This window comes from Dorea sp. AM58-8 (assembly GCF_003464045.1).
Lineage (GTDB): Bacteria > Bacillota > Clostridia > Lachnospirales > Lachnospiraceae > Claveliimonas > Claveliimonas ammoniilytica.
The window spans coordinates 99,071-116,639 of sequence record NZ_QSDM01000010.1; the positions used below are offsets into that span (position 1 = coordinate 99,071).

Annotated in this window: 14 protein-coding genes, 7 tRNA genes, 1 pseudogene and 1 riboswitch; of the genes and pseudogenes, 21 read left to right on the forward strand and 1 reads right to left on the reverse strand. The window is 43.1% G+C overall.

Annotation, left to right across the window (positions count from 1 at the left end; genetic code table 11):
• The first annotated feature begins 56 nt into the window (after positions 1–56).
• The 5 genes from DXA18_RS16120 (at position 57) to DXA18_RS09045 (ending at position 5,781) form a co-directional block, all read left to right on the forward strand.
• Positions 57–344: a hypothetical protein gene (locus DXA18_RS16120; protein WP_243007077.1), complete on the forward strand. Its 288-nt coding sequence runs from the start codon at positions 57–59 to the stop codon at positions 342–344.
• Positions 345–384: 40 nt separating this feature from the next.
• On the forward strand, positions 385–1,026 hold the full coding sequence (locus tag DXA18_RS09030) for a PD-(D/E)XK nuclease domain-containing protein (protein WP_243007078.1): 642 nt from the start codon (positions 385–387) through the stop codon (positions 1,024–1,026).
• A gap of 118 nt (positions 1,027–1,144) precedes the next feature.
• A complete protein-coding gene (locus DXA18_RS09035; RefSeq protein ID WP_158567111.1) occupies positions 1,145–1,624 on the forward strand; it encodes a MarR family winged helix-turn-helix transcriptional regulator in 480 nt (159 codons plus the stop codon).
• Positions 1,617–3,938 (forward strand): ABC transporter ATP-binding protein, encoded by a 2,322-nt coding sequence (locus DXA18_RS09040; RefSeq protein WP_118383662.1) that lies wholly within the window; start codon positions 1,617–1,619, stop codon positions 3,936–3,938. The genes DXA18_RS09035 and DXA18_RS09040 overlap by 8 nt, the downstream gene beginning before the upstream one ends.
• Positions 3,931–5,781: an ABC transporter ATP-binding protein gene (locus tag DXA18_RS09045; protein WP_118383663.1), complete on the forward strand. Its 1,851-nt coding sequence runs from the start codon at positions 3,931–3,933 to the stop codon at positions 5,779–5,781. Before DXA18_RS09040 ends, DXA18_RS09045 begins: the two co-directional genes overlap by 8 nt.
• Before the next feature lie 112 nt (positions 5,782–5,893).
• Here DXA18_RS09045 and DXA18_RS09050 read toward each other — a convergent pair whose 3' ends face one another.
• Positions 5,894–7,123, reverse strand: a complete 1,230-nt coding sequence (locus DXA18_RS09050) for a dicarboxylate/amino acid:cation symporter (RefSeq protein WP_118383664.1) — start codon at positions 7,121–7,123, stop codon at positions 5,894–5,896.
• A gap of 224 nt (positions 7,124–7,347) precedes the next feature.
• A riboswitch (FMN riboswitch) is annotated at positions 7,348–7,474 on the forward strand.
• A 60-nt stretch (positions 7,475–7,534) separates the two neighbouring features.
• Between DXA18_RS09050 and DXA18_RS09055 the strand changes: the two genes are divergently transcribed.
• The 16 genes and pseudogenes from DXA18_RS09055 to DXA18_RS09130 all read left to right on the forward strand — a co-directional run bounded on the left by DXA18_RS09055 (position 7,535) and on the right by DXA18_RS09130 (position 17,428).
• Positions 7,535–8,188 (forward strand): ECF transporter S component, encoded by a 654-nt coding sequence (locus tag DXA18_RS09055; RefSeq protein WP_118383665.1) that lies wholly within the window; start codon positions 7,535–7,537, stop codon positions 8,186–8,188.
• Between the two features lie 14 nt (positions 8,189–8,202).
• Complete coding sequence (locus DXA18_RS09060) at positions 8,203–8,688, forward strand: pyridoxamine 5'-phosphate oxidase family protein (RefSeq protein WP_118383666.1); 486 nt, start codon at positions 8,203–8,205, stop codon at positions 8,686–8,688.
• An 84-nt stretch (positions 8,689–8,772) separates the two neighbouring features.
• Positions 8,773–8,844 (forward strand) — tRNA-Glu (locus tag DXA18_RS09065).
• Positions 8,845–8,964: 120 nt separating this feature from the next.
• Positions 8,965–9,037 (forward strand) — tRNA-Thr (locus DXA18_RS09070).
• A 23-nt stretch (positions 9,038–9,060) separates the two neighbouring features.
• Positions 9,061–9,134, forward strand: a tRNA-Ile gene (locus tag DXA18_RS09075).
• Positions 9,135–9,196: 62 nt separating this feature from the next.
• A tRNA-Asp gene (locus tag DXA18_RS09080) sits at positions 9,197–9,270 on the forward strand.
• Between the two features lie 4 nt (positions 9,271–9,274).
• Positions 9,275–9,347, forward strand: a tRNA-Val gene (locus DXA18_RS09085).
• Positions 9,348–9,378: 31 nt separating this feature from the next.
• Positions 9,379–9,464: transfer RNA gene (locus tag DXA18_RS09090), tRNA-Leu, on the forward strand.
• Positions 9,465–9,593: 129 nt separating this feature from the next.
• Positions 9,594–10,934 carry a sodium-dependent transporter gene (locus tag DXA18_RS09095; RefSeq protein WP_118383667.1) on the forward strand — a complete coding sequence of 447 codons (1,341 nt, stop codon included), beginning with the start codon at positions 9,594–9,596 and terminating at the stop codon, positions 10,932–10,934.
• 246 nt (positions 10,935–11,180) lie between these two features.
• Complete coding sequence (locus DXA18_RS09100; protein ID WP_118383668.1) at positions 11,181–11,729, forward strand: DUF3793 family protein; 549 nt, start codon at positions 11,181–11,183, stop codon at positions 11,727–11,729.
• Positions 11,730–11,765: 36 nt separating this feature from the next.
• Positions 11,766–12,188 carry a flavodoxin gene (locus DXA18_RS09105; protein ID WP_118383669.1) on the forward strand — a complete coding sequence of 141 codons (423 nt, stop codon included), beginning with the start codon at positions 11,766–11,768 and terminating at the stop codon, positions 12,186–12,188.
• Positions 12,189–12,319: 131 nt separating this feature from the next.
• Positions 12,320–14,320 (forward strand): annotated as a pseudogene (gene pflB / locus DXA18_RS09110) (formate C-acetyltransferase); the annotation flags it as partial.
• Positions 14,321–14,425: 105 nt separating this feature from the next.
• Positions 14,426–14,668: an autonomous glycyl radical cofactor GrcA3 gene (grcA3, locus tag DXA18_RS09115; protein ID WP_118383670.1), complete on the forward strand. Its 243-nt coding sequence runs from the start codon at positions 14,426–14,428 to the stop codon at positions 14,666–14,668.
• Between the two features lie 21 nt (positions 14,669–14,689).
• The gene (gene pflA, locus DXA18_RS09120) at positions 14,690–15,430 is read left to right on the forward strand and encodes a pyruvate formate-lyase-activating protein (protein WP_118383671.1); all 741 of its coding nucleotides are present in this window, start codon (positions 14,690–14,692) and stop codon (positions 15,428–15,430) included.
• Between the two features lie 98 nt (positions 15,431–15,528).
• Complete coding sequence (locus DXA18_RS09125) at positions 15,529–17,250, forward strand: ABC-ATPase domain-containing protein (RefSeq protein ID WP_118383672.1); 1,722 nt, start codon at positions 15,529–15,531, stop codon at positions 17,248–17,250.
• A 104-nt stretch (positions 17,251–17,354) separates the two neighbouring features.
• Positions 17,355–17,428 (forward strand) — tRNA-Arg (locus tag DXA18_RS09130).
• Positions 17,429–17,569 lie beyond the last annotated feature (141 nt).

Sequence of the window (17,569 nt, forward strand, 5' to 3'; positions counted from 1 at the left end):
GGAAATGGCAGGAATGTGGAGAGGAATATCGCGCTCATCAGGGGAGATATCCCGTTGTGTTTCTTACATTTAAAGATGTTAAATTCGATTCGTGGGAAGCAACACTTGATAAAATTCGTGGTCTCCTTCAGGAAGAATATGGAAGGCATCAGGAGCTGCTTGGAAGTGATAAAATAGCAAAATACGAGAAAGAGTACTTCATGCGGATTATTGAAGGAACGGCAAATGAGGTGGATCTTACATCGGCTCTTGAAAAAATATCGAAGATGCTAAAGTCGCATTATGGTAAGGCGCCAATTATTATTATCGATGAATATGACACGCCTATTCAGGAAGGTTATTAAAAGGAGTTCTATGACGAGATTTGAGACAGAAGTTCATGAGATGATGCAATATTATGGCGTGACGGAAAAAGAGGCTGAGCTAAAGGCGTGGTACGATGGTTATCTTTTTGGAAGCAAAGAGATTTATAATCCCTGGTCAGTCATCAATTATCTTTCGAAAGGATGTATACCACAGCCTTATTGGGTAAATACGGGAAAGAATGAAATCCTTGAAGACGTTTTGCAAGTTGCAACAGATGATATTATAGAAAGACTTTTTTCACTTTTGCAAGGAAAAAGAGTAATTGCGAGGATTGACCAGAATGTAGTTGCTATTGCGGAATACATGGATAAATCTATTAGTTTTTATGATGCGGGAGCAGAAGGCTTTTATCATGGATTAGTTCTCGGCTTGATTGCTCTCATGGATAATCAGTACAAGATAACATTTAACAGAGAATCCGGAGACGGAAGATATGATATTAGTCTAATGCCAAGAGAACAAAGATATCCTGGGATTATCATGGAATTAAAGTGGAATAGCAATCTAAATGCAGAGGATCTTGAGAGACTGGCAGAAGATGCGTTAGCGCAGATTAACGAGAAGAGATACAATTCCGAAATGATGCAAGAAGGCGTTGAAAATATACTTAAACTTGGAATTGCATTTTCAGGTAAGAAAGTTAAAATTAAGGCAGAATAGGAAATAAAAATTAAGAAAGTATAAAACACCGGCATTTAGCTTGACAGAGTTACTTGCCGGTGTTATTAATTATAGATGTTAATATATAACAATGTTAAATAATCAAATGAGAACCGAGGTGAACATAGAAGTGGATGAATTGTACAGGGAGTTTTTTCAGACAATCCATCAGTTCCGGAAGCTGAATATGGCATCTATGATGCCGGATGTCAGCCAGTCGGAATTCGTGATCATGAATGTGATCCGGGATAAGAGCTCCGAGGGAAAGGTTGTAATTTCCGAACTGGCATGCAGGTGTAAGCTGCATTCGTCTGCTGTATCCAGGACGTTACACGGACTGGAAGAAAGAGGATATGTGGAGCGACATATTGATAAGGACGACCGGAGAAATATCTGTGTAGAACTTACCGAAGAGGGGAAAAGGACTGTTGAAGAATGCAGGCAGATCATGCAGGATTTTGGCAGGACTGTATTGAACCACATGAATGTCAGAGATATGGAACGTTTAATTACGTATATGAATAGACTGTATTCTGTGGCAGAAAAAGAAATAGAGACTAGAAAATGGAAAGGCAGAAAGGGAAAAGAGCATGAGTAAGATAGCGAAGAATATGCTTCCGTACTGGAAGTCAGTGATTATCATTCTTACGCTGCTGGTGGTTCAGGCGATGTGTGATCTGGCACTTCCGTCGTATACTTCGGACATTATCGATGTAGGAATTCAGAACAGCGGTGTGGAACATGTGGTGCCGGAGAAGATAACTGAAGAGGAAATGCAGACAGCGCAGTTTATTATGACAGATGACGAAGCGGATGTGTGGAAGAATCTGTATAAGGAGAAAGACGGATATTACGAATTGAAAGATCTGTCAGAGGATAAGCTGAATCAGGCAGATGAAGAACTGACGGTGCCGCTGATCATGAATTATCAGATGAGTACGATGGAGGTGGATGCGTTTAAGAAATCCATTGCTGCTCAGATGGGGATGGATGCAGCACAGCTTGCGGACATGTCAGTTGAGCAAATTGGTCAGATGATGCATATGGAACTGGAGAGTTTCATGCAGGAGAAAGAAGATGATGACGGTAACACAAAGACGGTAGAATGCGTAGATGTACGCAGTGTATTTTCTGCGTTGTTGCAGAGCGGCGCAATGACAAAAGACCAGATTTTTTCTATGCGCGACGATATGGAAGATACCATTGATGCAATGGGAAGCTCTCTGGTGAAATCGATGGGAGTTGCCTATGCAGTATCTGCTGATAAGGCAGCAGGTGTGGACATTGATCAGGTACAGAAGGATTATCTCTGGATGTCCGGACTGAAAATGGTTGGCATGGCACTGTTGATGGGAGTTGTTACCGTACTGGTAGGCTTCTTTGCTTCTCGTGTGGGTGCGGGTGTCGGAAGAGATCTGAGAGATAAAGTATTTAAGCGTGTTGTGAGGTTCTCCAATGCAGAGATGGACAGATTTTCAACAGCATCCCTGATCACCAGAAGTACCAATGATATTCAGCAGATTCAGATGGTGTCTACGATGCTTCTGCGAATTGTAGCATATGCACCGATCCTTGGTATCGGCGGCGTGCTGAAGGTTATGAAGACGGGAGCGGGAATGGGATGGGTGATTGCATTGGCGATTATTGTGATCCTTGGATATGTAATGGTACTGGTATCCGCAGCTATGCCGAAGTTTAAACTGATGCAGAAACTGGTGGATAACATCAACCTGGTATCCAGAGAAATCCTGACAGGACTTTCTGTTATCCGTGCATTCGGACGAGAGAAGAAAGAAGAAGAACGTTTTGATGATGCGAATCGGAGCCTGACTAGGACGACACTTTTTACCAACCGCATTATGACATTTATGATGCCTGGTATGATGCTGATCATGAATGTGCTTACAGTAAGCATTGTATGGGTAGGTGCACACAGAATTGACAGTGGTGATATGCAGGTAGGTGCAATGACAGCCTTTATCACTTATGCGATGATGATTGTTATGTCATTCCTGATGCTGACAATGCTTTCTATTATGCTTCCGAGAGCAGCGGTAGCAGCAGAGCGTATTGATGAAGTCGTTGTAACAGAGTCCTCGATTCATGATGCAGATCAGACGGAAGCAGTTGCAGAGCGTAATGGCGTGATTTGCTTTGAACATGTGAATTTCCGGTATCCGGGAGCGGAAGAAGATGTATTGCATGATATTGATTTTATTGCAGAACCAGGCAAAACGACGGCTATTATCGGAAGCACAGGATGCGGTAAATCTACACTGGTGAATCTGATTCCGCGGCTCTATGATGTGACCGGCGGTAAGATCACACTGGATGGCAAAGACATCCGTAATATTAAGATGTCAGATCTGCGTGAGGAGATTGGATTTGTGCCGCAGAAAGGAGTGTTGTTCTCTGGTACGATCGCATCTAACCTGCGCTTTGGCAAAGAAGAAGCAACAGATGAGGAGATTGCGAAGGCGGCCAGGATTGCACAGGCGACCGAGTTCATTGAGACAAAAGATGACAGATATGATAGTGCGATTGCGCAAGGTGGAAGCAATGTGTCTGGTGGACAGAAGCAGCGTCTTGCAATCGCCAGAGCGATCGCAAAGAATCCGAAGATTTTTGTATTTGATGACAGCTTCTCAGCACTGGATCTGAAGACGGATGCGGCGCTTCGGAAAGCTCTTGGTGAAAATGTAAAGGACAGCACTGTGATCATTGTAGCACAGCGAATCAGTACGATCCTGCATGCAGAACAGATACTGGTTCTGGATGATGGAGAGGTTGTAGGTAAGGGTACACATGAAGAACTGTTGAAGACATGTGAAGTATATCAGCAGATAGCGAAGTCTCAGTTGTCTGCAAGAGAGCTTGGACTTGAAGAAAGTGAGGTGTCCGGAAATGAGTAATAGTCAGGAACGTACACGTACGCAGCGCCGCAGAGGACCGATGGGACACGGTATGCAGCCGGGTGAGAAGCCAAAGAATCTGAAGAAATCTGTTGAGCAGCTTGCAAAATATATGGCAACATATAAGATTGGCATATTTATTGTGATGATCTGTGTGGCATGTTCAACAGTATTTACAGTAGCCGGACCAAAGATTCTGGGTAAGGCTACAACGGCTCTTTCAGAAGGACTGATGAATAAGATACGCGGAACAGGAAGTATCGATTTTCAGAAGATTGGAATGATCTTGTTGTTTGTACTGACGTTGTATCTGTGCAGTGCGCTGTTCAGTTTTATTCAGGGCTGGATTATGACCGGTATCACGCAGAAGGTATGTTACAGATTGCGGAAAGAGATCTCTGAGAAGATCAACTGCATGCCGATGAAGTATTTTGAAAGCCGTACTTATGGCGAAGTCCTTTCGCGCATTACGAATGATGTAGATACACTGGGACAGGGACTTAACCAGAGTATTACCACGATCATTACGTCTGTGGCTACGCTTGTGGGTGTGTTGATCATGATGCTCAGCATTTCACCGTTAATGACACTGATCGCATTGATTATCCTGCCAATTTCTATGGGACTGATCGGACTGGTGATGAAGAAGTCACAGAAGTTCTTCCGTTCACAGCAGGAATATCTGGGACATATCAATGGTCAGGTTGAAGAAGTCTATGGCGGTCATATGGTTATCAAAGCATTTAACAGAGAAGAAGCAACAATCGAAGAGTTTGAAAAGACGAATAATATTTTGTATGATTCTGCATGGAAATCACAGTTTCTGTCAGGAATGATGCAGCCGATTATGATGTTTGTCGGTAATCTGGGATATGCATGTGTGGCATTGACAGGAGGACTCCTGGCAATCAGGGGCGTGATTACGATTGGTGATATTCAGGCGTTTATCCAGTATGTCAAGAACTTTACACAGCCGATTCAGCAGATTGCACAGGTAATCAATATGGTGCAGTCTATGTCTGCAGCATCTGAGAGAGTATTTGAGTTCCTTGGAGAAGAAGAGGAAGTGCAGACTGCAGAACATCCGGCTGATATTGCGCAGGTAACCGGTGAGGTAAGTTTTGAACATGTGAAGTTTGGTTATAATCCGGAGCAGGTGATTATCCATGACTTTAGTGCAAATGTTAAACCGGGACAGAAGATTGCGATTGTGGGACCGACCGGTGCTGGTAAGACAACGATGGTCAAACTACTGATGCGTTTCTACGATGTGAACAGTGGATCCATCCGTTTGAATGATCATGATATCAGAGATTTCAACCGAAGAGAGCTAAGGGATGCATTTGGAATGGTATTGCAGGATACCTGGCTGTTTAAAGGCACAATTATGGAGAATATCCGTTACGGACGGTTGGATGCAACGGATGAAGAGGTTATTGCGGCAGCAAAAGCAGCGAGAGCACATCATTTTATTAAGACACTGCCGGGTGGCTATCAGATGGAACTGAATGAGGATGCAAGTAATGTATCTCAGGGACAGAAGCAGCTTCTGACGATTGCGAGAGCGATACTGGCAGATAATAAGATACTGATTCTGGATGAGGCGACTTCGTCTGTAGATACCAGAACAGAGATTGAGATTCAGAAAGCGATGGATAACCTGATGAAGGGCAGGACAAGTTTTGTCATTGCACACAGATTGTCTACAATCCGGGATGCAGATCTGATCCTTGTTATGAAAGACGGAGATATTATCGAACAGGGCAATCATGAAGATCTGCTGGCAGCGGGTGGCTTCTATGCAAACCTGTATAACTCACAGTTTGAAGATGTGGTAGCTTAAAAAGTTAAATAGATATATACGATATATACAAAAAACCGATGGTAAAGACATTTGATATAAATGTCTGAATCATCGGTTTTGTGATAGAGCTTAAAAGATTGGTGTATTTGTTTTAATTATTTGTGGTTTTGCGCGCTTCACGCTTTGCCTCCAGATTGGAGACAATGACGGTACAGGCTGCATCACCGGTGATGTTGACGGTTGTACGTCCCATATCAAAGATACGGTCTACTCCGGCTACCAAAGCAATGCCATCAACAGGAAGACCAACAGAAGTAAGTACCATAGCCAGCATGACCATACCTGCACCCGGTACTCCAGCGGTTCCGATAGATGCCAGTGTAGCGGTAAGAACGATGGTCAACATCTGTGGAAGAGTGAGCTGGATGCCGTAGCAGGAAGCAATGAAGATAGCACAGACACCCTGGTAAATGGCTGTACCGTCCATGTTGATCGTCGCTCCCAGAGGCAGTACGAAAGAAGCAACTTCTCGTCTGGCACCGAGCTTTTCAGTGCACTCCATGTTGATCGGCAGAGTTCCTACAGAAGATGCACTGGAAAATGCAAACATGATTGCCGGAAGCATGCCTTTAAAGAATTTCAGTGGACTTAAACCGCCCATAGTTTTTACCGTCAGTGAGTACACGAATACTGCATGTACAATGTAACAAATATATGCTGCCAGAAGCACCATTGCAAGAGAACCGATGATAGCAGGTCCGTTGGATGCGATGACCGGGCACAGTAAACAGAAGACACCGATCGGTGACAGCTTCAGAATCATTTCCATACATTTCATAAAAATGTCATTTAGATCGTTGAATGCATTTACTACACGGATATTTTTCTCACCTACAAGGATAATCGCAAATCCAAGAAGAACAGCCATGACGATGATCTGCAGCATGTTAGCTTCTACCATAGGAGATACGAAGTTGGATGGGAACATATTCACAAGTGTATCCATAAAGGATGTGGCTTCGGTTGCTTCATAAGTCAGATCCGTAGTAGCAACTACCGGGAACAGACTTTTAAAAAGATTACCGCCGATCAGACCGATCGTAACAGCAAATGCAGTCGTGCAAAGATAGAAAATAACCGTTTTCAGACCAATGGCGCCCACCTTTTTGATATCACTCATAGAAATGATACCGAACATGATGGAGAATAATACAATAGGAACGACGATGAATTTAACAAGGTTCAAGAATATCGTTCCGAAGGGTTTGATGTAGGATTCGGCAAAGTCTGCGTGACTCTGCAAGAGCAATCCTGCAATGATGGCCAGTACAAGTGCAATAAATATCTGCATGGCCAAAGACATTTTTTTCTTTTCTTTCATTTTATCAATTCCTCTCTTTAAAAAAGAGACACTGCGCCTACTGCAATGTCTCCGTTGACGATTCATTATACCATGATACATTTATAAAAACAATTCCTTTCAAAAATTTCAAAATATTCCAAAAATTTCAAAAAATAACAAATAATATTTACAGCTGTGTCAGAAAAGTATATAATAAATCTCAACAGATAATGTTACTGCAATTACAACTCGATATAGAATCAATAAGTCTTTGTGGCAGGGTGAGATTCCCTACCGATGGTATAGTCCATGACCCGCGAGAGCGGCTGATCTGGTGACCTTTATGGAATTCCAGAACCGACGGTACAGTCCGGATGAGAAAAGACATTTTCTGCAAAAATAAAGCCCGGAGCGTAGATGTTCCGGGTTATTTTTATAGGAGGATCCGATATGAACGGAAATGAACAAGAAGTAACAACAGTAAGTAATCAGGTACACAGCGCATCGAGGATGAAGGTGAAAAAGATTGCATTTATAGGTCTTATGGGAGCTGTCAGTGCAGTACTTATGCTTATGCGATTCCCGATTCCATTTATGCCGCCATTTCTTTCGTTTGATCTGTCTGGTGTGATGGAGATTATGGGAGGCCTAATGTTTGGACCGGTAGAAGCACTGTGCATTATCGTTGTGAAGATATTGCTTCAGCTTGTGATGCAGGGAACGATGTCGCTTGGTACCGGAGAACTGCAGAATTTTCTGTTAAGTTCTGCTTATGTGTTGCCGGCAGTGTTTATTTATCACAGAAAGAAGACAAGAAAAAGTGCTGCTCTCGGAATGGCTGTCAGCTGCTGTGTAGTAGCTGTAGTTGCAGTTCTTACTAATTTATATCTTATTATACCGTTTTATGTGAAATTATTCGGTATATCCATGGGTGATATTATTGCAATGTGTAATGCTGTCAATCCAGCCATGAAGGATACGGTAAGCCTTGTTATTTTTGGACTGCTTCCATTTAATCTGATCAAATATGGGGCAACATCGGTGGTTACATTTATTATTTATAAGAGATTAAGTGGTGTGATAAGAGGAATCATTAACAGATAAAGAGGAGATTAGGGATGAAATTTACATTAAAAAAAGACATTACATACGAACAGGCTGTTGAAAGAATGTTTGAAATGCTGGGAGATTGGAAGATTATGGCATTGGCTTCCAGCGTGAATGACTATGTAATGGTAAGAAACGTAAGCTGCCTGTTTTATGATGAGAAAATCTGGTTTAAGACAGACAAGAATTTCCGGAAAACAAAACAGCTTCTGGAAAATCCGCATGTAGCATTGTGCTGGAGTGGAGTACAGGTGGAAGGAATTGCAATTAATAAAGGATTGGTGGTAGATGAGCCAGACAGACGTTTTGAAAAAGGATATAAAGAACATCTGTGGGAAAGTTATAATAAATACAGTCATGAAGATACAGAAATCCTGATTGAAATAGAGCCAAAGTATGTGGAAATCTGGGATACCAGTGATGAGGGTTACGCATTCCAGCTTTTTATAGATTTTGAAAACAAAACGGTAGAATCTAAAATTTACGATCAAAAATAATAATAAATTTCAAAAAAAGCTTGCATATTTTAAAACAGTATGCTAACATTAAATGCGGTCACCATGGAAGTGGTGATAGCATAAGGCTCCATGGTCAAGCGGTCAAGACATCGCCCTTTCACGGCGGTAACCCGGGTTCGATTCCCGGTGGAGTCATTTGATTGAATAATTCAATCTTGCAACACATCATGCCGATGTGGCTCAATTCAGTAAGATTGACCACGTCAATCGCAGGCAGAGCTGATGATTACAAATCAGTTGCTTGCAACACATCATGCCGATGTGGCTCAATTGGCAGAGCAGCTGATTTGTAATCAGCAGGTTATCGGTTCGAGTCCGATCATCGGCTTAGTCCTTTAAGGGACGTCATATGGACCTTTAGCTCAGCTGGTTAGAGCAATCGGCTCATAACCGATCGGTCCTGGGTTCGAGTCCCCGAAGGTCCACTAATCCAGCACAAGAGCGTCTGGTATAGACGCTGGGTGCATGGTGATTTAATTTAATATTTGGCCCAGTGGCTCAGTTGGTTAGAGCGCCGCCCTGTCACGGCGGAGGTCGAGAGTTCGAGTCTCTTCTGGGTCGTTTTGGGATCTTAGCTCAGCTGGGAGAGCATCTGCCTTACAAGCAGAGGGTCACAGGTTCGAGCCCTGTAGGTCCCATTCGCAACAAAGTTGCGAATCACAATTGAATGCCGCAGTGGCGGAACTGGCAGACGCACAGGACTTAAAATCCTGCGGGACTAACCTCTCGTACCGGTTCGATTCCGGTCTGCGGCATTAAGTAAAAATAAGAGAACCGTTGAAATTACAGCGTTTCTCTTATTTTTTATAATAAGAAGCAAAGTCAGGAATATGAATGGCTTCGCCGATTGGTCGAGAACAGTGGTAGTTGGAGGATTTATTTAAATGGGGAAACATGAAAAGGAAAGAGATGGATTCAAGAGCAGGACAGGGTTTGTCCTGGCCTGTATCGGGTCTGCGGTTGGTATGGGGAATATCTGGCGATTCCCATATATGGTGTCAGATTGGGGTGGTATGACATTTCTGCTGCCATATATTTTGTTTGTAATATTGATTGCGTCTACCGGAGTGATTGAAGAGATGGCGCTGGGACGGGCAGCGAAAGGTGGTCCGATTATAGCATTTGGCAATTGCACGGAGATGCGAACTGGTAATGCGAAAGTGGGAAACACAATCGGCTGGATTCCGGTGCTGGGATCGCTTGCCATGGCAATCGGATATACAGTGATAGTCGGATGGATTTTTAAATATACATTTCTTGCGATCACGGGTCAGATTGCAGACATGGGTCAGGATATGGATGTGATCGGAGGAGTGTTCGGAAGAACCGCGGCAGCATTTGGAAATAATTTCTGGCTGGTTATTGCTGTACTTATAACAGCTGTTATTATGGCAATGGGAATTGCCGGGGGAATCGAACGTGCCAATGGTGTCATGATGCCGCTGCTGTTTGTGTTGTTTGTCGGTCTGGGAATTTATATTTTTACATTGCCGGGAGCGGTCGGTGGATATCGTTATATATTTACGATTAATCCAAGTGGACTTTTGGATCCTAAACTTTGGATCTACGCGTTTGGGCAGGCGTTTTTTTCATTATCTATTGCCGGTAACGGAACTGTGATTTATGGATCGTATCTGAGTGAGTCGGAAGATCTTGTGAGTTCAGCACGTAATGTGGCGATTTTTGATACGATTGCAGCGATGCTTGCGGCGTTGGTGATCATACCTGGTATGGCAGTTGGCGGTGCGGAATTGTCATCGGGTGGCCCGGGACTGATGTTTATTTATTTGATCAATGTATTTAATGGTATGGCAGGTGGCAAAATAGTAGGAATTGTATTCTATATTTGTGTGCTATTTGCTGGTTTAAGTTCTCTTGTGAATCTGTATGAAGCGCCAATTGCTGCTATGCAGGAGATATTTGGAATGAAGCGTGTGACTGCGGTGGGAAGTATTGCAGGATTCGGATGTATCAGTGCGCTTATGATCCAGGGGATCGTTTCGGGGTGGATGGACGCGGTATCAATCTATGTCTGTCCGCTGGGGGCGATGCTTGCAGCAATCATGTTTTTCTGGGTGGCTGACAGGGAGTTTGCACTGAAAGCTGTGAATACCGGACGAGAGAAAAAGATTGGAGCATGGTTTCTGGTGCTCGGAAAGTATGTGCTTGTTCCGCTGGCATTTGTGGCATTAGTTGCAGGGGCACTGCTTGGTGGTATAGGATAAAGTAATGGGATTACTTTTGTGTATAAAATAAAAGACATGGAATTGCTTGACACTTTAATGAGAATATACTATATTAGGAAATGAGTTAGAATTAACTAACTCATTTCTTTTAATCAAAGGTTAGATAAAACTAATTACAATATGATGAGACTAACTTACGGGTTTGAAGAAAAAGAATAATTCATGCAGAATGGGTGACACTAAAAGAACTGAAAAGTATCTGACAGGCTGAAAGGAGACTTCGGGATGGAAAGATATCTGGTGGAGAATTGTTCTCCAACGCTTGCTTCGTTGAAAACCGGGAATTTATTTTCATATAAATACGATTCGCTGGAAGAAGTGGAATTCTATGTGGAATTCTGGAATCAGTGCATGGCAGAGAAAGGGGTATCTGTGTGCATTCTGAAGATCCGAAAGCAGACGGCATTGATCTACGTATTCAGAAAAAACTTTCTTGAGCGTGATATGAAGCGTCCGGGAGTGACAAAACTTCTGAAAAAAATGGGATACGAAAGTAGTGATGCAGACTATGCTCTCAGACATTTGCGAGGGCGTCTGGAAAATAATGAGGATTTTCCACACGAGATTGGTCTGTTTCTTGGCTATCCGCTTGGAGATGTGATTGGATTCGTGGAGAATGAAGGGCGTAATTCTTTATGCTGTGGGTGTTGGAAGGTGTATTGCAATGAATGTGAAGCGTTGCAGACGTTTCGGAAATTCAAAAAGTGTACAGAGGTCTATACTCATCTGTGGAATCAGGGAAAGAGTGTTTTGCAGCTCACGGTAGCTGCTTGACATAAGCAAATTCAAATTTAAAGGAGGATTATTATTATGAGCAAAATCGCAGTTGTATATTGGAGTGGAACAGGTAACACAGAGGCTATGGCAAATGCTGTACTGGAAGGTGTGAAAGAAGCAGGAGCGGAAGGAGAACTTCTGAATTGTGGAGAATTTGATGCGACGAAAGTGGCTGACTATGATGCAATTGCATTTGGATGCCCGGCTATGGGAGATGAAGTGCTGGAAGAAGGCGAATTTGAGCCAATGTTTGAGGGATGCGTGTCAGCACTGAAGGATAAGAAAATCGCACTGTTTGGTTCTTACGGATGGGGAGACGGTGAGTGGATGAGAAACTGGGAAGATGAATGCCGTAATGCAGGAGCGGTACTTGCGTGTGACAGCGTAATATGCAATGATGCACCGGATTCTGATTGTGAATCTGCTTGTAGAGCACTTGGGAAACAGTTGGCATAATGAAAAGAAAAAATGTATTCAAAAATATACATTTTTAAAATGCGTTGGAGATTGACAAGAGAGTTGATTTGACGTTAGAATGATTGAAGCAGAACAGGGGACTGCGGGAAATATACTTTTAGGAGGAAGTTATGGAACAGGAATGGAATTCATTTGTTGGAGGAGTTTGGCAGAAAGAAATTAATGTCCGTGATTTTATTCAGAAGAATTATACACCATATGAAGGTGATGATTCTTTCCTGGCTGGTCCGACACAGGCTACAAAGGATCTGTGGGATCAGGTAATGGAATTGTCGGCTGAAGAGCGTGCTAAGGGCGGAGTTCTGGACATGGACACTAAGATTATCTCAAGTATTACATCTCATGGACCTGGATATCTGAATAAGGATAAAGAGAAGATCGTAGGTTTTCAGACAGATAAGCCGTTTAAACGTTCGCTTCAGCCGTATGGTGGTATCCGTATGGCAGTTAAGGCCTGCGAAGATAATGGTTATCATGTAGATCCACAGATCGTTGATTTTTTCCAGAAACACAGAAAGACTCATAACGATGGAGTGTTTGACGCATATACACCGGAGATGCGTGCATGCCGTTCCAGCCACATTATTACCGGTCTTCCGGATGCTTACGGACGTGGACGAATCATTGGCGATTACAGACGAGTAGCTCTGTACGGAGTGGATCGTCTGATCGAGGATAAGCAGAGACAGAAAGATGGTACCAGAGTGATCATGTATTCTGATGTTACCAGACAGAGAGAAGAGCTTTCAGAGCAGATTAAAGCACTGAAAGAGCTGAAAGAGTTGGGTAATATCTATGGATACGACATTTCCAAGCCGGCTTCTAATGTAAAAGAAGCAATCCAGTGGCTGTATTTCGGTTACCTTGCTGCTGTTAAGGAGCAGAATGGTGCAGCAATGTCACTGGGAAGAACTTCTACATTTATTGATATTTATGCAGAAAGAGATCTGAAGAATGGCACATTCACAGAGGAAGAGATTCAGGAATTTGTTGATCACTTCATTATGAAGCTTCGCCTGGTTAAATTTGCCAGAACACCGGAGTATAATGCACTGTTCTCAGGTGATCCGACATGGGTAACAGAGTCTATCGGTGGTATGGGTATCGATGGTCGTACAATGGTAACTAAGATGTCATTCCGTTACCTGCATACACTGGAGAATCTTGGAACAGCACCGGAGCCGAATATGACCGTACTGTGGTCAACAAGACTGCCGATGAACTTCAAGAGATTCTGTGCTAAGACATCCATTGCATCATCATCTATCCAGTATGAGAATGATGATCTGATGCGAGTAACACACGGAGACGATTATGCAATTGCTTGTTGTGTATCTTCTATGCGTGTCGGTAAAGAAATGCAGTTCTTTGGCGCTCGTGCGAACCTGGCTAAGTGCCTGCTCTACGCTATCAACGGTGGTGTGGATGAGGTATCTAAGAAACAGGTTGGACCAAAATACCGCCCGATTACTTCAGAGTATCTGGATTACGATGAGGTTATGGATCGTTTCCAGGATATGATGAAATGGCTGGCACAGGTATATGTTAATGCACTGAATATCATTCACTATATGCATGACAAATACTGCTATGAGCGTATTCAGATGGCACTTCATGATAAACAGGTAAAACGCTGGTTTGCAACCGGTATTGCAGGTCTTTCAGTTGTTGCCGATTCACTGTCAGCGATCAAATATGCAAAGGTTAAGACGATCCGCGATGAAAATGGAATCGTTGTTGACTATAAAGTAGAGGGAGATTTCCCGAAATATGGTAACGATGATGACCGTGTAGATGACATCGCTTACACTGTAGTAAAAGAGTTCATGCATTATATTAAGAGTAATCATACTTACCGTGGAAGTATTCCGACAACATCAATCCTTACGATTACATCCAATGTTGTATATGGTAAAAATACAGGATCCACACCAGACGGAAGAAAAGCAGGTGAGGCATTTGCTCCGGGAGCTAACCCGATGCACAAGAGAGATAGCCACGGTGCAGTAGCATCTCTGAGCTCTGTATCTAAGCTCCATTTAAAGATGCACAGGATGGTATTTCTAATACATTTTCTATCATTCCTGGAGCGCTTGGTAAAGAAGATGCAGTATATATGAGCGATATCAGCCTGGATGACTTGAGTTTCTCTATGGAGCCAGACTGCGCTTGTGAGGAACCAAACCTTACAGATGACAGAGAGGAGGAAATGTAATATGAATATCAGCGAATCACAGATTGATAATTTGGTAAACCTTCTGGATGGCTATGCAGAAAAAGGTGGACACCATCTCAATGTTAATGTATTTACGAGAGAGAAACTCCTGGATGCACAGGCACATCCGGAAAAATATCCGCAGCTTACCGTCAGAGTATCCGGTTATGCAGTAAACTTTAATAAACTGACGAAAGAGCAGCAGGATGAGATCATCGCAAGAACTTTCCATGAGAGCATGTAAGGTCCTGGCGGGGAGAATCAATTGACAGGATATATTCATTCCACAGAGAGCTTCGGGACCGTAGATGGTCCCGGAGTTCGTTTTGTAATATTCTTTCAGGGATGTCCTATGCGTTGTAAGTACTGCCACAATCCGGATACGTGGGAGATCAATGCGGGCACGGAAGTGACCGTAGAAGAACTCTTGGAGCGCTATGAAAGAAATAAAGAATTCTACCGCAAGGGTGGAATTACAGCTACAGGCGGAGAACCGCTGCTGCAGATTGGATTTCTGACGGAGCTTTTTACAGAAGCGAAGAAGCGTGGAATCCATACCTGTCTGGATACATCTGGCATTATGTACAGCAAGGAAAAGCAGGACGAATTCGAGCGGTTATTCCATGTGACAGATCTGGTGCTGTTGGATATTAAACACAGCGATCCGGCAGGACATGTGGAACTTACCGGAAGAAAGCAGGAAGCGGTACTTCAGTTCATGAAAGCTCTTGAAAGGGCAGAGATACCGGTGGTAATTCGACATGTGGTAGTGCCGGGGATTACTGACGGTGAAAAGGAACTGACAGATACCGGACATCTGATCGGAGGTCTGCGTAATCTGGTGGGATTAGAGATCCTGCCATACCATACGATGGGAATTAATAAGTATAAAAATATGGGCAAAGAATACCCTCTGGAAGGTGTGCCAGAGATGAAAACGGAGCAGGCAAAGAAAGCGCGTATGACCATATTGAGAGCAATACAGGAAGTGAGGAGAAATTTGTAGGAATTTCTCCTTTCTCTTTATGTTATAATAAGATGTCAGGAAAAACACGAGGCAATCCACAGGCATCATAATAAGAAAAGAAAAAGGATGGAATAAGTATGAATACAGAGGCACAATTAAGAGAGCAGTTGAACAGGATTAATCGCAGAAGCTATCCTGCGTATAAAGATCTGAGAGGAAGTTATCAGTTTCCGGGATACATTCTGCATATTGACCATGTGCAGGGAGATCCATTTGCAGCTCCATCTAAAGTGAGTGTTGAAGTTATGCAGAAAATGGCAGGGTTTCCAAAGACACTTTTTAGTGAACCGCATAGGAGAATAGCGTTACAAGATCATCTGATTCGTGAATTTGGAAAGGTAATGAGCGGATACATGTTTCAGGCAAAAGGTTCCGGCAAAAGTGGTCTGATGAGTATATCAAAATGCGGTCAGCAGGTGCTGGAACGAACCGCTTTGACAATGGATGACAGGCGGATTCTGGTGAGATTTGAAGTGGGCTTTCCTGCAAATGGACGTACGATAAATGCGCCGGAACTGGAGAAGATACTTTTTCGTTTTGTCCCGGAATGTGTGAAACGAGCATTATACTATAATAACATGGATGCGAAGAAGATTCAGGAAATCGTGGAACTGGCAGATGATCAGCAGGCAATCAGGGAACAGCTTCCAGAGCGCGGGATTGTAGCGTTTGTGGCAAATGGTGCGATGCTCCCGCGAGAAAGTGGTGTGTCAGATCGACCAATGCGAGGAGCAGTGCCATTTGAATCGCCGGAATTAATGGAAGTAGAACTTACACTTCCGCATAAAGGTAAAATCAAAGGCATGGGAATTCCCAAAGGGATCACCTTGATCGTTGGCGGTGGTTATCATGGTAAATCTACTCTTTTGAAAGCACTGGAACTTGGTGTATATAATCACATTAAGGGAGACGGAAGAGAATATGTGATTACTGATCACACGGCGATGAAGATACGTGCGGAAGATGGACGGGCTGTGTCTCATGTTAATATATCTCCATTTATTAATAATCTTCCAAATGGAAAAGATACGGTGGATTTCTCGACAGAAGATGCCAGTGGATCAACTTCGCAAGCTGCGAATGTAGTGGAGGCAGTAAATGCAGGCGCAAAAGCATTATTGATTGATGAAGATACTTCTGCAACTAACTTTATGGTGAGAGATGAATTGATGCAGTCAGTGATCGCTAAGGATAAAGAGCCAATCACGCCATTTATCGATCAGGCGAGGAATCTTTATAAAAATCAGGGCGTATCAGTTATTTTGGTTGCCGGAAGTTCCGGGGCGTATTTTCATATCGCAGATAAGGTCATACAGATGGATATATATCGTACATTGGATATTACAGAAAAAGTCAGAGCCATCTGTGAGAGAACACCGGAAAAGGAGGGCGGTGTTCATGAACTGGCGTTGAGTATGCTGGGCAATAATCTCTGGAAACAGAATGACAGAGTTCTTACAGCGTATAAGGTGGAAAAGAAACATGATCAGATTAAGGTAAAACAGTTTGGGAAAGACAGTTTTTCCATCGGTAAAAGTGCAGTAGAATTAAAGTATGTAGAGCAGATTGTAGATGTAGAGCAGACTACAACTTTGAGTTATGTGATGAAATACGTACTGGAACAATTAGAAAAGAACCCGCACACAGAGATTTATGAACTGTTGGAAATGATATGTGACAGGATCAATGAGGAGGGACCTGGAGCAGTGTGTGGCAGAAACGTGCCGGGAAATCTGGCAGAAGTGCGCAGACAGGAAATTTATGCCTGTGTGAACCGATACCGTGGATTCAGGATATAGGATAGGAGCTATATAGAAAAAAGTTTTAAAAAAGTGTTGACAAAACAGAAGCTTTGCTATAAAATAAATTTTGTTGTGAGCGAGATAATTACTCACAACAACGTGTGGGCGTAGCTCAGCTGGATAGAGCGTTTGGCTACGGACCAAAAGGTCGGGAGTTCGAATCTTCTCGCCCACGTACTTAAGCCTGTAGGTGTTTGCCTACAGGCTTTTTTTATTGTATGCCTATACAATAAAACCACCTGCTATGCTGGTGGTTCCCCTTACGGCTTTAGCCCTAGATAAGAAAACCTCCAATGATATAATAAGTGTGGGTCCT

What these genes read in the sequence shown, in the direction of transcription:
- DXA18_RS09030 (WP_243007078.1), top strand. Translation starts at nt 385, where the DNA reads ATGATGCAATATTATGGCGTGACGGAAAAAGAGGCTGAGCTAAAGGCG.
- DXA18_RS09040 (WP_118383662.1), top strand. Translation starts at nt 1,617, where the DNA reads ATGAGTAAGATAGCGAAGAATATGCTTCCGTACTGGAAGTCAGTGATT.
- DXA18_RS09045 (WP_118383663.1), top strand. Translation starts at nt 3,931, where the DNA reads ATGAGTAATAGTCAGGAACGTACACGTACGCAGCGCCGCAGAGGACCG.
- DXA18_RS09050 (WP_118383664.1), bottom strand. Translation starts at nt 7,123, where the DNA reads ATGAAAGAAAAGAAAAAAATGTCTTTGGCCATGCAGATATTTATTGCA.
- DXA18_RS09055 (WP_118383665.1), top strand. Translation starts at nt 7,535, where the DNA reads ATGAACGGAAATGAACAAGAAGTAACAACAGTAAGTAATCAGGTACAC.
- DXA18_RS09060 (WP_118383666.1), top strand. Translation starts at nt 8,203, where the DNA reads ATGAAATTTACATTAAAAAAAGACATTACATACGAACAGGCTGTTGAA.
- DXA18_RS09095 (WP_118383667.1), top strand. Translation starts at nt 9,594, where the DNA reads ATGGGGAAACATGAAAAGGAAAGAGATGGATTCAAGAGCAGGACAGGG.
- DXA18_RS09100 (WP_118383668.1), top strand. Translation starts at nt 11,181, where the DNA reads ATGGAAAGATATCTGGTGGAGAATTGTTCTCCAACGCTTGCTTCGTTG.
- DXA18_RS09105 (WP_118383669.1), top strand. Translation starts at nt 11,766, where the DNA reads ATGAGCAAAATCGCAGTTGTATATTGGAGTGGAACAGGTAACACAGAG.
- grcA3 (WP_118383670.1), top strand. Translation starts at nt 14,426, where the DNA reads ATGAATATCAGCGAATCACAGATTGATAATTTGGTAAACCTTCTGGAT.
- DXA18_RS09125 (WP_118383672.1), top strand. Translation starts at nt 15,529, where the DNA reads ATGAATACAGAGGCACAATTAAGAGAGCAGTTGAACAGGATTAATCGC.